Source organism: Acidovorax sp. Root219 (genome assembly GCF_001428665.1).
Lineage (GTDB): Bacteria > Pseudomonadota > Gammaproteobacteria > Burkholderiales > Burkholderiaceae_C > Acidovorax.
This window is the reverse complement of the sequence record NZ_LMIJ01000013.1, coordinates 129,814-143,063: the sequence shown is the minus strand read 5'-3', so window position 1 is coordinate 143,063 and position 13,250 is coordinate 129,814. Positions and strand designations below refer to the sequence as shown.

Genomic DNA, 13,250 nt, shown 5'->3' with positions numbered 1-13,250 from the left:
TTTCTTGGCCTACCTTCTTTTGACGAAGCAAAAGAAGGTAGGTGCGCCGCCGGGCGCACACCCGGGCCTCCGACGCCAGCAAAGGCATGCGGCAACCCTCGATATCAGTCCATCAGCCCTTCACGGGTGGAATCCGATAGTGGTACTGATAGACCTCGCCAAACCCCAGCCCCGCATACAACCGCTGAGCCACCCCATTGACCGCCCGCACCTGCAGATAAGCCGACCCCGCCCCCACATCACGCCCCCACTGCAGCAGCGCGCGCACCAGGCCACTGCCATGCCCCTGCCCGCGCAGGGCAGGATCCACCACGATGTCATACAGCCCGATGGCCCCCCGTTCGAGCACCGCCAGCCCGAAGCCCATGGTTCGACCTGCGCCGTCATGCAGCGTGGCAAAGGCGCAGGGCAGGGCGATCGCATGCACCATGGAATGGTGGACCGCGTGGTTCTGCGCCGCCACACCATTGGCTGCGGCAAAGCCATCCAGCCACGCGGCCGTGGGGGTGGTTTCGATCTTCACGCACGCATGGGCCTGCGCCGCATCCAACCCGGCGGTTGCCATGACCAAAGAAGGATCGAAGTACGTGTAGCCAGCTTTGGCCAGCTCCTGGTCGGCGGCAGCAGGGGCCAGCGGCGATATGCGAAACACCGGCGGCAGGCCGTGGCGTATGTACAGCGCCTCGGCCGCAGCGCGCACGCCGCTGAAGGATGCGTTCGATGCAAGCGCGTTCACCGAATTGGCGCGCTTGGTGAAGCCGCCCGACAGGCGGAACACCCAGCCGCCATGCAGCACGCTCTGGCGCGCGGGCCAGGCGTTGAAGGCGCGTTCTTCAAGGGCGCGGATGGTCTCGGGGCCAACCGACGTGGACTGGGCCGCGATGGCCATGGGCATTGCAAGGGACATGCCCATTTATACCAACCGCAGGCGACCGCGCTATGACCCGAGCCGGATGCCCACGATGCCCGCAAACACCAGCCCCGCCGCCACGATGCGCCCCGGCCCCACCCGCTCCTTGAGCAGCCAGGCCGAGACCAGCGCCACCAGCAGCACGCTGGTTTCGCGCAGGGCAGACACCTGGCCCATGGGCGCGCGCGCCAGGGCCCACACGGCGGTCCAGTAGGCGCCCATCTGCATGGTTCCGGCGGCTGCGCACAGCCAGAGGGCACGGCGGTCCACCGCGAAGGCGCGCCGCCCCTTCCACCCCAGCACGATGAGTGCGGTGGCGATGCCGTCACCCAGCGTGATGAGGACGGCGAAACCAATGGCCGAGCCGGACTGCCGGGCGCCAAGCGCATCCACCACGGTGTAGGCCGCGATGAGCGCGCCGGTGAGCAGCGCGTAGCCGACTGCCTTGCGGCTGCTGCTGTTGCCGTTGCCCGCAGAGGCCTTGAGCAGCGCCAGCGACAGCACCCCGGCGCACAGGCACAGCACGCCTGCCAAGGCGCCAGGTCCGGGCGACTCGCCAGCGAACAGTGCCCCTCCAAGCATCACCATCACCGGTGCAGAGCCGCGCGCGATGGGGTAGACCTGTCCCAGGTCGCCATGGTTGTAGGCCAGGGGCAGCGCGAAGTGGTAGGCGGTATGGATGGCGATGGACGCGCCCAGCAGCAGCCAGCTCTCGGGCCCGGGCCAGGCCACCCAGGGCAGCACCAGCAGCGACAGCGCGCTGCCGATGAGCGTGGTGATGGCCATGGCGGTGATGCGGTCGCCGCCGATCTTGATGGCGCTGTTCCAGCCGGCATTGAGGGCTGCGGACAGCAGCACGATGAGAAAAACGTCGTTGGTGAGCATCGGGGCATGGTGCTTTTGCCCCAAACATCTGTAAAGTTGAATTCAATGACTGCTGAATTCAGGATTTCTGATGCGTAACCTCAACCTCGACCAGGTGCAGACCCTGATCGCGATTGCCGACCTGGGCACCCTGGCCGCCGCAGCGCAGGCGCTGCACCTGGCACCGCCCACGGTGAGCCTGCACATCAGCGAGCTGGAGTCGCGCCTGGGTGCCACGCTGGTGGTGCGCGGGCGCCGGCAGGCCAGCCTCACCCCTGCGGGCGAGGCCCTGGTGGCCGGAGGGCGCCGCCTGCTGGCCGGTGCCGATGAGGTGGTGGAGCAGGTGCGCCGCCGCGCCCAGGGGCTCGAAGGGCTGGTGCGGCTGGGCACCACGGCGGGCGTCAGCGCGCACCTGCTGCCGCGCCTGCTCGACGTGCTGGCGCGCCAGAGCCCGGGGGTGGATGTGGCGCTGGACGTGCTCGGTTCCTCCGAGGCCATGGCCCGCCTGGCGGCCGGCACGCTGGACCTGGCCATCGTCGCCCTGCCGCAGGCCACCACCGGCCAGGTGCAGGTGGTCCATTGGCGCAGCGACCCCATGGTGGCGCTGCTGCCGCCGGGCTGGGAGGCGCCCGAGCGCATCAGCGCCGAATGGCTGGCCTCCCACCGCTGGATGTCGTTCGGCCCGGCCACGCAGATGTACCGCCTGATCGCGGCCTGGTTCGCACAGGCCGGGCTCAGCCCGCGGCCGCGCCTGGAGCTGAACCACCCGCTGGCCCTGCGCAGCCTGGTGGCAGCGGGGCAGGGTGCCGCCGTGCTGCCGCTGGAGCAGGCCGAAGTGACCGGGAGCGACCCCGACAACGCGGGCCTGCAGGTGTGCCCCCTGCATCCACCGCTGCTGCGGCAACTGGGGCTGGCGCGGCGCAAGAGCCAGGAGCACGACGTGGCCATCCAGGCCGTGCAGCAGGCGCTGGAGTCCTTTGCCTCGCCTGGGCCCTTACGGGCTTGAGGGCTAGAGGTGGCGGTAGAAATAGGTCGTGCTGCACAGAGCGCCATCGGGCATCAGCGCGTAGTCGGGCACCACGCCCACGCGCTGCCAGCCCGCGCGCTCATACAGGCGCTCGGCATCGCCGCCGGTCACGGTGTCCAGCACCAGCACGCGCTTGCCTGCGCTGCGCGCCGCGTCGTCCACGGCGGCCATCAGGCGCTGGGCCACGCCCCGGCGGCGGGCCTTGCGGTGCACCAGCATCTTGGCCACGTCGGCGCGGTGGGGCTGGTTGTCGGGCATGGCGGTGATGAGCTGCACGGTGCCCACGATGCCCTCTACCGCATCCTCGGCCACCAGCAGCACGCGCTCATTGCGCGCCACACCGTCGGCCACGCCGCGCCAGAAGGCCAGGGCCTTGTCGCGGGGCAGCGGATCCATGAAGCTCACCGACGCGCCGCCCTGCACGCAGTCGATCAGCACCTCGGCCAGGGCTTCGGCGCTGGCGGCGGCCTCGTCGGCGCCCAGGCGGCGCACGGTGATGGGGGTGTCGGTGGTGGCATTCATGGGGTTCTCCGGGTGGGGGCGGGTGAGGGGAAGGGCAGGGTGGCGAGCGCCACCAGGTAGCGTGCGTCGTGGCGGCTCGGGTTGTGGAACACGATGGGCTGGTTCAGGCGCATGGCCAGGCAGTCGCCCGCCTGCAGATGCCAGGTGGTCTCGCCCACGCTGAGGTCCATGGCGCCTTCGATCAGCCAGACCTGCTGGTGGATGTCGGCCTCGTGCACGGCCGAATCCAGCGCCACGCGCCGGCCCGCAGGGAACACCACCTCCACCAGTTGCAGCGGCGACGGCGCAGGCGGCGAGAGCCGGCGCCGCACATAGCCCGAGGCCGGGTCCTGCCACGCGGGCTGGTCGGCCGCGCGGATCAGGGGCGCGGGCGGTTCGGCCGCTTGGGCACTTGCATCATCGAAGAACGAAGCCAATGCCACGCCCAGGCCAATGGCCAGCTTGTCGAGCACGGCGGCCGTGGGGCTGCTCTGGCCGCGCTCGATCAGCGAGATGTTGGAGCGGCTCACGCCGCTGCGTTCGGCCAGTGCTTCGAGGGAGTAGCCGCGCGCGTCGCGCAATTCGCGCAAACGCTGGGCAATGCGGGTGTGGATGTCCATGTTTCCAGTTTAATGGATATTTAATCCATTATGTTGGAATGGTGTGTGCACATCCCATGGCCTCGCTGAGCGGCGATACTTGGCAACGAGAACATCCAGAATTGAAGGAGACACCGTGACGACGACGCTGCCATTCCAACCGCTCGATGCCGACCTGCTGGCCCGTGCTTTGCCCCTGCTCGACGAGGAGTGGCTGGCCCGCGACGCCGACCTGGCCCCCGCGCTGCCCACCGTGCTGGCGCGCAATGTGGGGCAGGACTGGCACAAGGCCGGCACCTTCCGCCACCACCTGGTGGGCGTGGCGCGTTCGCTGGCCATGTGGCAGCAGCCGCGCGATGTGCGCCTCCTGGGCCTGCTGCACAGCGTGTATGGCAACGCCTTCGTGGACCTGGTGAAGTTCGACCCCGCCAAGGAGCGCGCCCGCGTGCGCGAGATCGCAGGCGAATCGGCCGAGCACTTGGTCTACTTGTTCTGCACCCAGTCGCGCACGCAGTTCGTGCAGCGCGTGCTGGCCGGTGCGCTGGAGGCCGATGGCAGCCTGGTGCTGGAGAAGGATGGCACGCCCCACGTGCTCACCCCCTATGAGGTGGCGGCCTTCATCATCGTGAGCATGGCCGACACCATCGAGCAGTGGTTCAGCTGGCAGGACGACATCTACTCGCGCTTTCCCGCCGTGCAGCAGCGCCCGCAGGCCGTGCACTGGGCGGCATCGCTCTGGCCCGGCCCCATGCGGCCCAGCGGGCGCATGGTGAACCAGATCAATGCGCTGGGGCTGGCGCTGCAGCACCCGGGCCTGAAGGGCCTGCTGCCCACGCCGCCCGTATTCAACGACTGCACCGCCGCACTGTCGGCTACCGATGAGGCGGCTGCCACCTCGCTGTACTGGTCGGTGATCCAGCAGGACCAGCCGTTGGCCGACCTCGACGTGGCCACCGCCGTGCTCGAGAGCGCGGTGCGCCACAACCCCTGGGTGGGCGAGCCGCAGATGGTGCTGGCCCAGCTGTACCTGTCCGCTGGCCGCAATGCAGACGCTGCGGCGGCTGCCGCCAGCGCGCTGCAGCAGTTCAGTGCCTGGGGCAACTCCTGGGACAAGCGCGTGCAGTGGGATGCCTGGGTGGCATGGACGCGCATCCTGCACCAGTCGGCCACCGAGGGCACCTGGCCCGAGCGGCTGGACAAGCTCAACAACGTGGCGCTGAGGGGTTGAGGGGCAGGGCGGTTGACGCTTGCTGATGTCTTTATATCAATTAAACCTAAGGTAATTAAAAGTTATTCTTTTGAGTTTTAAAGGGCAAACCCTATAGTGGAAACATCTCATAACGAAAGGTGTTTTCCGTGAACAAGCGCTCCCTCCTGCAGTCCGCCCTTGCCCTGGCCCTCGCCACCGGTTTCGCCACGGGCGCCATGGCGCAGGACAAGCCCCTGAAGATCGGCGTGACGGGCGGCCCGCACGCGCAGATCTTCGAGGTGGTCAAGAAGGTCGCCGAGAAGGAAGGCCTGAAGATCCAGGTCGTCGAGTTCAGCGACTACGTGCAGCCCAACGCCGCCCTGGCAGCTGGCGACCTCGACGGCAACAGCTACCAGCACCAGCCCTACCTGGACAACCAGGTCAAGGACCGCGGCTACAAGCTCGTCTCCGTTGCCCAGACCGTCAACTTCCCGATCGGCCTGTATTCCAAGAAGGTCAAGAAGCTCGAAGACCTCAAGGAAGGCGCCAAGTTCGGCATCCCCAACGACCCGACCAACGGCGGCCGCGTGCTGCTGGTGCTGCAGGACAAGGGCCTGATCAAGCTGCGCGAGGGCGCCGGCCTCAAGGCCACGCCGCTGGACGTGGTGAGCAACCCCAAGAAGCTCAAGTTCGTGGAACTCGATGCCGCCCAACTGCCCCGTTCGCTCGACGACCTGGACGCCTCGGCCATCAACACCAACTTCGCGCTGTCGGCCGGCCTGAACCCGGGCAAGGATGCGATTGCGCAAGAAAACGCCAAGAGCCCTTATGTCAACCTGATCGCCGTGCGCGAAGCCGACAAGGACAAGCCCTGGGTCGCCAAGCTGGTGAAGGCCTACCACTCGGAGGAGGTGCGCAAGTTCATCCAGACCGAGTTCAAGGGATCGGTCCTGCCAGGCTTCTGAGCCTGGCAAGCGAAGGGGCGGCCAGGTGCCGCCCTTTTTCATTGGTGACCTCCTAGTGTCCTGTCCCGTAAATAAATGCCAATAAAACCGCGTCTTTCACGCCAGGGCCGCGTTGCAAATCCTCGCGATAGCACTAGCTATCGCTGCGGTTTGCGCCTTGCACTGGCCCGAAATCCATCGGATTTATTTTTGGCATCTATTGACGGGACAGAACACTAGCCGGGGCCGCGCGTTCCATCCGCCTGCCGACACAAACGATAGAGACACTCCATGAACTTCCAGCAACTGCGGTCCGTGCGCGAGACCGTGCGCAGCGGCTTCAACCTGACCGAGGTGGCGAACATCCTCTATACCTCGCAGCCGGGCGTGAGCCGCCAGATCCGCGAGCTGGAGGAGGAGTTGGGTATCGAGATCTTCGTGCGTGCCGGCAAGCGGCTCACGGGCCTCACGCCGCCGGGCGAAGCGGTGTTGCCCATTGTGGAGCGCCTGCTGCACGACGCCGACAACCTGCGCCGCGCCGGGCAGGACTACAGTGCCAGCCACGAAGGCCGCCTGTCGATTGCCGCCACCCACTCGCAGGCGCGCTATGCCCTGCCGCAGGTGGTGCGCGACTTTCGCGCCATGTTCCCGCAGGTCTCGCTGCACCTGCACCAGGGCTCGCCCAAGCAGGTGGCCGAGATGCTGCTCAGCGGCGAGGCCGACATCGGTGTGGCCACCGAAGCCCTGGCGCACTACGACGCACTGGTCACCCTGCCGTGCTACCGCTGGACGCACAGCATCGTCGTGCCGCCCGAGCACCCGCTGCTGGCGTTGACCGAGCCCGTGACGCTGCAGCAGCTCACCGAGTACCCCATCATCACCTACGAGCTGGGCTACACCGGCCGCGCCCACATCGACGAGGCCTTTGCCCGCGAGGGCCTGCGCCCGGACATCGTGCTCTCGGCCATGGACGCCGACGTGATCAAGACCTATGTGGAGCTGGGCATGGGCGTGGGCATCGTGGCCTCCATTGCCGTGGACCCCGAGCGCGACCGCCAGCTGCGCATGCTCGACGCACGCCACCTGTTCGAGGTCAACGTCACCCGCCTGGCCGTGCGCAAGGGCACCTGGCTGCGCGGCTACGCCTACAGCTTCATCGAGACCTTTGCACCCACGCTGCAGCGCGAGGCGGTGGAGAAGGCGGTGCGTGCCACCGGCACGCCGCTGGAGTAATTTCCCTCAGGAGTTGATGCCACGCTGTACGGTAGACAGCGCGCGCCGATACTCTTCGCGCAGGCGGTAGATCTGCGCCGGCCGGTGCGCCCCACCGGTCTCCTGCTCGCCCGCGATGGGTTCCAGCATGTCCAGCTCGTCGATCTTGCGCCGAAAGCTCACCTTGTTGATGGGCTCGCCCAGCACCGCCTCGTACACCGCCTGCAGGCGTGGCAGGGTGATGCGCTCGCCGCACAGGTACACCGGCAGCGAGGAATACTGGCTCTTGGCGCGCACGCGCTCCACGGCCAGCGCCACGATGTCCTGGTGGTCGAAGGGCAGGGCGGGCAGTGCTGCCACCGGCGCCAGCGCGATCCCCTCGCGGTCGGCGGGCAGCAGCTCCGCCGGCACCAGGGCGTAGTAGACGACGGAGACCGACCAGCCCCGGGGGTCGCGATCGGCGCCGGAGTAGGTGGCCAGCTGTTCGAGGTACGGGCTCACGATGCCGGTCTTGTCGCGGAGCACGCGCGCCGCCGCATCCCAGGCCGTGCGGTCTTCCTGCGCGTGGATGTAACCGCCCGGCAGGGCCAGCGCGCCAGCAAAGGGCGGGTTCTTGCGCTTGAGCAGCACGACGTGCAGGGCATCGTCCTTGAGCGCCATGAGCACCACGTCCACCGTGCAGATGACGGGCGGGAACGGGGTTTCTGCAGAGGTTTTGGGCATGTCGTTTTCTGTGGCGGCTGGTTGACTTAGTATTTTAATGAAACTATCATAAGTTCATCAATGAAACTAAGTAGGAGGGCCTATGCCATCGGATTTCAACGACATACGAGACCATCTGGAAAGCCGCTACCGGGGCTGCCTTGTCGGCTTGGCCTGCGGCGATGCCGTGGGCACCACGGTGGAGTTCAGCCCGCGCGGCAGTTTCGAACCCCTCGCCGACATGGTGGGCGGTGGCCCGTTTCGCCTGGCGCCGGGCCAGTGGACGGACGACACCTCCATGGCCATCTGCCTGGCGCAAAGCCTGCTGCACCGCGGCGGCTTCGATGCCGAAGACCAGATGCGCCGCTATCTGAACTGGTGGCGCTGGGGCTACCCCAGCCCTACCGGCACCTGCTTCGACATCGGCATCACCGTGCAAGGTGCCTTGTCGCGCTTCATGGCCAACGGCGAGCCGATGGCCGGCTCCACCGATCCCCAGACCGCAGGCAATGGCTCGCTGATGCGACTGGCGCCCGTGGTGCTGCGCTACTTCCCTGACATGCCGGCGGTTGTGCGCCAGGCGCGGCTCAGTTCGCAGACCACGCACGGCGCGGCCGAGGCGGTCGAGTGCTGCAGCGTGTTGGCCGAGGTGATTGCCAATGCCCTCTCGGCCGACTCCCCGCGCGGCGAGACAGCGAGGATGGAGGTGTTGGCCGTGGCGCAGGAGGGGCTGGCCTGTCCTGCGGTGCGCAGCATCGCGGCGGGCCAGTACCGCGCCAAGCCGCGCGACGCGATCCGCGGCAGCGGCTACTGCGTGGCCTCGCTCGAGGCGGCGTTGTGGTGCTTTGCCACTACCGAATCGTTTGCCGATGCCGTGCTGGCAGCCGCCAACCTGGGCGACGATGCCGACACCACCGCCGCCATCACCGGGCAGGTGGCGGGCGCGTTCTACGGCATCGAGGGCATTCCCGCGCACTGGCGCAGCCAGCTGTTCATGGGCAAGGAGATCGGCGACATGGCGGCGGGGCTGCTGCACAGGGACGGGCGGGCCGTGCCGGTGTAGGCCGTGTCCATCACAGGCTTCCTGGCTCCCGGCTGGCCGCCGACACCCGCCACGCTCGGATAAGCGGCCGTGCCCTCCCGCTTTTCGGCCCATCGTCCTGGCCGCAGCGGGGTACGCTAGACCTCGGTGGAAGCTGCGCCCGGAAACAAGGCATTGAGAGCATGTTTCACGGCCACCTGCATGCCGCTAATTCTTTCATTTCGTTCTTGGTCCCTGTCTATTTTTTCAGGATGCATCCCATGCGGTCTCTCGCTGTTTTCTTGCTGGCTGCGGTGGCGCCTTTTGCCCAGGCGGCCAATTTCGTCTCGCTGCACCAGTCGGCGCTCAGGATTGCGCTGCCCCCGGCGGCCGGCTCCTACAACTACAAATTCGATACCAAGGTCGGCTTCAAGCAGCAGTACGCACCGCAAGGCGCCACTGGCTGCGTGATCGGCTATGCCACGGGCGGCTGCGCGTTTCCGGGCGGCGGATCGCTGGCGCTGCCCGAGTTCACCGGCTACCAGCTGCAGTACAAGGAATTCAAGATCTTCATCCCCGCAGGGACGCGTTCGTTCATGTTCTCGGGCTATGCGGCGCAGCGTACGCAATCGGCCTTCGTTCTGCGCTACGGCTCGGCGCCGGTGCGCGAGGCGGCCCTGAGTGGGGCGGAGTACCAGAAAGCCCAGAGCGGTGAGCGCATCGACAGCGCGTTCTCGCGCCTAGTCAATGAGCGCAGTACCGACCAGCTCGTGGTGCACGACGGCGGCGGCACCTTGCGCTTCGTGGGCGGCCAGCTCGGTGCCAACCGGGCAAGCACCAGCGAAGGCAACTGGCTCTACGTGCGCCAGCTGAGCGGTGCCCCGCTGTACGACGTGCAAGGAGCCATCGACGTGGACATGGCCCAGTACGCGGCCGGCTATGCAAAGATCGTCTGGACCACCAGCACCTATCCCGATCCGGTGGATGCATCGAGCCCGGGTGGTGCAGGGACGGGCACGAGCACGGTCACCCCGCCGGCCAATGCGACGACCTTGCCGGTCCCGTCCACGGTGGCCACCTCGGTGGCGTCCGCTGCCGGCCAGCCGCTGCGGCTGGACATCACGCTGGCGCAGGCGGCATCCGATGTGGCTGCCAACCCGAAGATCAGCGCATGGGTCGCGGCGCTGGTTCCGGCCAACGGCCTGTCGTTCCCGGCGGATGCCTGGTTCTTCCGCCTGGCCAACGGCTCCTGGGCCAGCCAGGTACCGGCCGATGTAGAGGGCATCGCCTTCGCCAGCCAGGTGGCCAACGCCGCCAGCCTGAAGTTCACGCCCGCGCTGGACTTCACGGACGCCGAACTGCGCGCGTTCAACGTGCAGGTGCACTTCGGCTACAAGACCAGCACCGGTGGCTTTGTGAGCAAGGGCAAGATCTGGCCGCAGTGATGGCCGTGCACTGCGAAGTGATGACTGACAGTGATTTCGTCATGAACTCATGCGATATGTGGCGTTGGAAGGGGGCGGCCAGGCGTTTAAGCTCGTGCCTTGTCTTTTGGCCTGACTCCGCATGCCCCATCATTTCGACACCATCGTCATCGGCCTCGGTGCCGTAGGCTCCGCCACCCTGTACCAATTGGCCCGACGGGGTGCCAGCGTGCTCGGGCTGGACCAGTTCCAGCCGCCGCACAGCCTGGGTTCCTCGCACGGCCAGACCCGCATCACGCGGCTGGCCGTGGGCGAGGGCGATGAATACGTGCCCCTGGTGCGCCGCTCGCACGAGATCTGGCGCGAACTGGAGGCGGCCACGGGCCAATCCATCTACACCCGCACGCATGGCCTGGTGCTCGGGCCGCGTGACGGGGCGCCGCTGCACCAGGGGCGCCGCCTCGACTTCGTGCACAGCACCATCGAGATTGCGCGCCGCCATGGCATAGAGCACGAGGTGCTGGACCATGCCGACCTGCGCCGGCGCTACCCGCAGTTCCAGCTCAACGACAACGAGTTTGCCTACTGGGAGCGCGACGCCGGCTTCGTGCGGCCCGAGGCGGCCATCAGCGCCCAGCTGCAACAGGCCCAGGTGCATGGCGCCACCGTGCAGACGGGGGTGCGCGTGACAGGCCTCGTACGCGAGGGCGAACATTGGCGCGTGGTGACCACCCAGGGCAGCTACAGTGCAGGCCAGGTGGTGCTGGCCGCCGGCCCGTGGCTGCCGGGCCTGCTGGGCCAGGAGCTGCAGCATGCCTGGGCGCCCCAACTCTCGGTGTACCGCCAGGTGATGTTCTGGTTCGACGTGGGGGCCGCTACACCATCGTTCGAGCCCGGGGCGTTCCCGGTCTTCATCTGGACCTTCCGCGACGGGCCGGACGATTCGATCTACGGCTTTCCGGTCGCGGACGCGGGCGCTCCGGCCTTCAAGGTGGCCACCGCGCAGTACCTGCAGACCACCACGCCCGATACGGTGGACCGCGCGGTGGCAGATGCCGAGAAGGATTCGATGCTCCAGCGCTATGTGCTGCCGCGCTTTCATGCGCCAGGTGCCCGCTGTACCGATGCGCGGGCCTGCCTGTATACGGTGACGCCGGACCATGGCTTCGTGGTGGACCGCCTGCCAGGGTGGTCGGGCGTTCATGTGGCCTCGGCATGCTCCGGGCACGGGTTCAAACATTCGGCTGCGGTGGGTGAGGCCCTGGCGCAGCAGGTGCTGGGCGAAGCGGGCGGTGTGGACCTGCGGCCCTTCGGCCATGCGGTGCGCGGGCTTGGTACTGCAGGGGACGGCGGGAATCCACGGCAGCAGCTGCAGACCCAAGCCTGAAGCGGCACCAGGAGCAGGGCGCGCCGGGCGGCCGTTGAACTTTGGGCGCCCGTGCCCCTCTGACCAAGGCACGCGCCAACGCGGGGACGTTGTTCAACGTCGCCATGGCGCACATTTCTCCGGTTCACCGATGGGAAATCCTGTGCAACCCACCCCTTTTCAGATGGGCATCCATGGCGACGAAACAACGGGCTAAGGCAAAGCCGGCATTGGGCAGAAGGCCTGCGGCGGGCATCGAGATGAGCTCCGCCGACAGGGCGCTGGTGCTCCAGGGGGGTGGGGCGCTGGGGTCCTACCAGGCGGGCGTCTATGAAGCCCTTTTCGAGAAGTTCCAGCACCTCGACTGGGTCGCAGGCGTATCCATCGGGGCCATCAACGCGGCCCTGATCGCAGGCAACGCGCCAGAGCACCGCGTCGAACGACTGCGCGAGTTCTGGCACCAGGTCTCCTCAGGCTTTGGCCAGCAGGTGCCGGGCACTGCGGGCGAACGCACGGCGCTCAACCAGTGGAGCGCGGCGACGGCGGTGCTGTTCGGCATTCCGGGCTTCTTCAAGCCACGCCTGGACCCGGCCTTGTTGCTCGGTGCCGCAGCGCCCGTGATCAGCTACTACGACACAGCACCGCTCAAGCACACGCTGGAGCGGCTGATCGACTTCGACCGCATCAACCATCGCAGCATGCGCCTGAGCGTGGGCGCGGTAAACGTGCGCACCGGCAATTCGGTCTATTTCGACAACATGACGGACACGATACGCGCCGAGCACATCATGGCCAGCGGGGCGCTGCCGCCCGGCTTTCCGGCCGTGCACATCGATGGCGAGGATTACTGGGACGGCGGCATCGTCTCCAACACACCACTGCAGTACGTGCTCGACGTGCACCCACGCACGCGGCCCCTGGTGGTGCTGCAGGTCGACCTGTTCAGTGCGCGCGGCACCATGCCCCGCACCCTGTCGGAGGTGGCGCAGCGGCAAAAGGACATCACCTATTCCAGTCGCACGCGCATGAACACCGATGCGCTGTCGGCCAACGTCAACCTGCAGCAGGCGCTGGCCGATCTGATCGACAAGCTGCCGCCGCAACTGCGCGACGACCCGAGCGTGACCGCGCTGTGCGCGCAGATGACGCACAAGCCCATCGACATCGTGCACCTCATCTACCGCAACAAGCACTACGAACTTGATTCCAAGGACTACGAGTTCTCGCGCACCACGGTCAACGAGCACTGGGAGGCAGGCATGCGCGACATGCGCACCACGCTGTCGCACCCCGAATGGCTGCAGAGCGAAACCCAGTACGGCGTGACCACCTTCGACCTGAGCGAGCCCGGCGCCCTGCGCGTGCGCCGTCCGGCACTCGACATCCGGGGAAGCCAGCCACGCAGGGCCCAGCCGGTGCCGTGAGTTCTGCTCGTGCCAGGTCCGCTTAAGCGGGGCCTAAGTCTTGGCGCAAAGACTGGTATCTGCCTTC

Annotated in this window: 13 protein-coding genes; 8 read left to right on the top strand and 5 right to left on the bottom strand. The window is 67.3% G+C overall.

Annotation, left to right across the window (positions count from 1 at the left end; genetic code table 11):
• Positions 1-112 precede the first annotated feature (112 nt).
• Both ASE28_RS15785 and ASE28_RS15780 read right to left on the bottom strand, forming a co-directional pair.
• Positions 113-907 (bottom strand): N-acetyltransferase, encoded by a 795-nt coding sequence (locus ASE28_RS15785; RefSeq protein ID WP_235516136.1) that lies wholly within the window; start codon positions 905-907, stop codon positions 113-115.
• 30 nt (positions 908-937) lie between these two features.
• A complete protein-coding gene (locus tag ASE28_RS15780; protein WP_057267439.1) occupies positions 938-1,795 on the bottom strand; it encodes a DMT family transporter in 858 nt (285 codons plus the stop codon).
• 70 nt (positions 1,796-1,865) lie between these two features.
• On the opposite strand from ASE28_RS15780, the gene ASE28_RS15775 reads away from it, so the two are divergent.
• Complete coding sequence (locus tag ASE28_RS15775) at positions 1,866-2,780, top strand: LysR family transcriptional regulator (protein WP_057267438.1); 915 nt, start codon at positions 1,866-1,868, stop codon at positions 2,778-2,780.
• 3 nt (positions 2,781-2,783) lie between these two features.
• Here the strand turns inward: ASE28_RS15775 and ASE28_RS15770 are convergent, their stop codons facing one another.
• Entirely contained in the window at positions 2,784-3,323 is a 540-nt protein-coding gene (locus ASE28_RS15770) for an N-acetyltransferase (RefSeq protein ID WP_057267437.1), read from the bottom strand.
• On the bottom strand, positions 3,320-3,922 hold the full coding sequence (locus tag ASE28_RS15765; protein WP_057267436.1) for a helix-turn-helix domain-containing protein: 603 nt from the start codon (positions 3,920-3,922) through the stop codon (positions 3,320-3,322). The genes ASE28_RS15770 and ASE28_RS15765 overlap by 4 nt, the downstream gene beginning before the upstream one ends.
• 115 nt (positions 3,923-4,037) lie before the next feature.
• Between ASE28_RS15765 and ASE28_RS15760 the strand changes: the two genes are divergently transcribed.
• The 3 genes from ASE28_RS15760 (at position 4,038) to ASE28_RS15750 (ending at position 7,267) form a co-directional block, all read left to right on the top strand.
• Positions 4,038-5,129 (top strand): DUF6817 domain-containing protein, encoded by a 1,092-nt coding sequence (locus ASE28_RS15760; protein ID WP_057267435.1) that lies wholly within the window; start codon positions 4,038-4,040, stop codon positions 5,127-5,129.
• Between the two features lie 128 nt (positions 5,130-5,257).
• Entirely contained in the window at positions 5,258-6,055 is a 798-nt protein-coding gene (locus tag ASE28_RS15755; protein ID WP_057267470.1) for a MetQ/NlpA family ABC transporter substrate-binding protein, read from the top strand.
• 270 nt (positions 6,056-6,325) lie between these two features.
• Positions 6,326-7,267: a CysB family HTH-type transcriptional regulator gene (locus tag ASE28_RS15750; protein ID WP_057267434.1), complete on the top strand. Its 942-nt coding sequence runs from the start codon at positions 6,326-6,328 to the stop codon at positions 7,265-7,267.
• A gap of 6 nt (positions 7,268-7,273) precedes the next feature.
• Here the strand turns inward: ASE28_RS15750 and ASE28_RS15745 are convergent, their stop codons facing one another.
• The gene (locus ASE28_RS15745) at positions 7,274-7,969 is read right to left on the bottom strand and encodes an NUDIX domain-containing protein (protein ID WP_057267433.1); all 696 of its coding nucleotides are present in this window, start codon (positions 7,967-7,969) and stop codon (positions 7,274-7,276) included.
• Between the two features lie 82 nt (positions 7,970-8,051).
• Between ASE28_RS15745 and ASE28_RS15740 the strand changes: the two genes are divergently transcribed.
• The 4 genes from ASE28_RS15740 (at position 8,052) to ASE28_RS15725 (ending at position 13,183) form a co-directional block, all read left to right on the top strand.
• Positions 8,052-9,011, top strand: coding sequence for an ADP-ribosylglycohydrolase family protein (locus ASE28_RS15740; RefSeq protein WP_057267432.1), 960 nt, complete (start codon positions 8,052-8,054; stop codon positions 9,009-9,011).
• A gap of 239 nt (positions 9,012-9,250) precedes the next feature.
• Positions 9,251-10,414, top strand: coding sequence for a hypothetical protein (locus tag ASE28_RS15735; RefSeq protein ID WP_082608091.1), 1,164 nt, complete (start codon positions 9,251-9,253; stop codon positions 10,412-10,414).
• A gap of 121 nt (positions 10,415-10,535) precedes the next feature.
• Entirely contained in the window at positions 10,536-11,780 is a 1,245-nt protein-coding gene (gene solA, locus ASE28_RS15730; protein WP_057267430.1) for an N-methyl-L-tryptophan oxidase, read from the top strand.
• Between the two features lie 239 nt (positions 11,781-12,019).
• Positions 12,020-13,183, top strand: coding sequence for a patatin-like phospholipase family protein (locus ASE28_RS15725; protein WP_200963952.1), 1,164 nt, complete (start codon positions 12,020-12,022; stop codon positions 13,181-13,183).
• Positions 13,184-13,250: the final 67 nt, after the last annotated feature.

Coding starts and splice junctions, on each gene's coding strand:
- ASE28_RS15785 (WP_235516136.1), bottom strand. CDS start 907: ATGTCCCTTGCAATGCCCATGGCCATCGCGGCCCAGTCCACGTCGGTT.
- ASE28_RS15780 (WP_057267439.1), bottom strand. CDS start 1,795: ATGCTCACCAACGACGTTTTTCTCATCGTGCTGCTGTCCGCAGCCCTC.
- ASE28_RS15775 (WP_057267438.1), top strand. CDS start 1,866: ATGCGTAACCTCAACCTCGACCAGGTGCAGACCCTGATCGCGATTGCC.
- ASE28_RS15770 (WP_057267437.1), bottom strand. CDS start 3,323: ATGAATGCCACCACCGACACCCCCATCACCGTGCGCCGCCTGGGCGCC.
- ASE28_RS15765 (WP_057267436.1), bottom strand. CDS start 3,922: ATGGACATCCACACCCGCATTGCCCAGCGTTTGCGCGAATTGCGCGAC.
- ASE28_RS15750 (WP_057267434.1), top strand. CDS start 6,326: ATGAACTTCCAGCAACTGCGGTCCGTGCGCGAGACCGTGCGCAGCGGC.
- ASE28_RS15745 (WP_057267433.1), bottom strand. CDS start 7,969: ATGCCCAAAACCTCTGCAGAAACCCCGTTCCCGCCCGTCATCTGCACG.
- ASE28_RS15740 (WP_057267432.1), top strand. CDS start 8,052: ATGCCATCGGATTTCAACGACATACGAGACCATCTGGAAAGCCGCTAC.
- ASE28_RS15735 (WP_082608091.1), top strand. CDS start 9,251: ATGCGGTCTCTCGCTGTTTTCTTGCTGGCTGCGGTGGCGCCTTTTGCC.
- solA (WP_057267430.1), top strand. CDS start 10,536: ATGCCCCATCATTTCGACACCATCGTCATCGGCCTCGGTGCCGTAGGC.
- ASE28_RS15725 (WP_200963952.1), top strand. CDS start 12,020: ATGAGCTCCGCCGACAGGGCGCTGGTGCTCCAGGGGGGTGGGGCGCTG.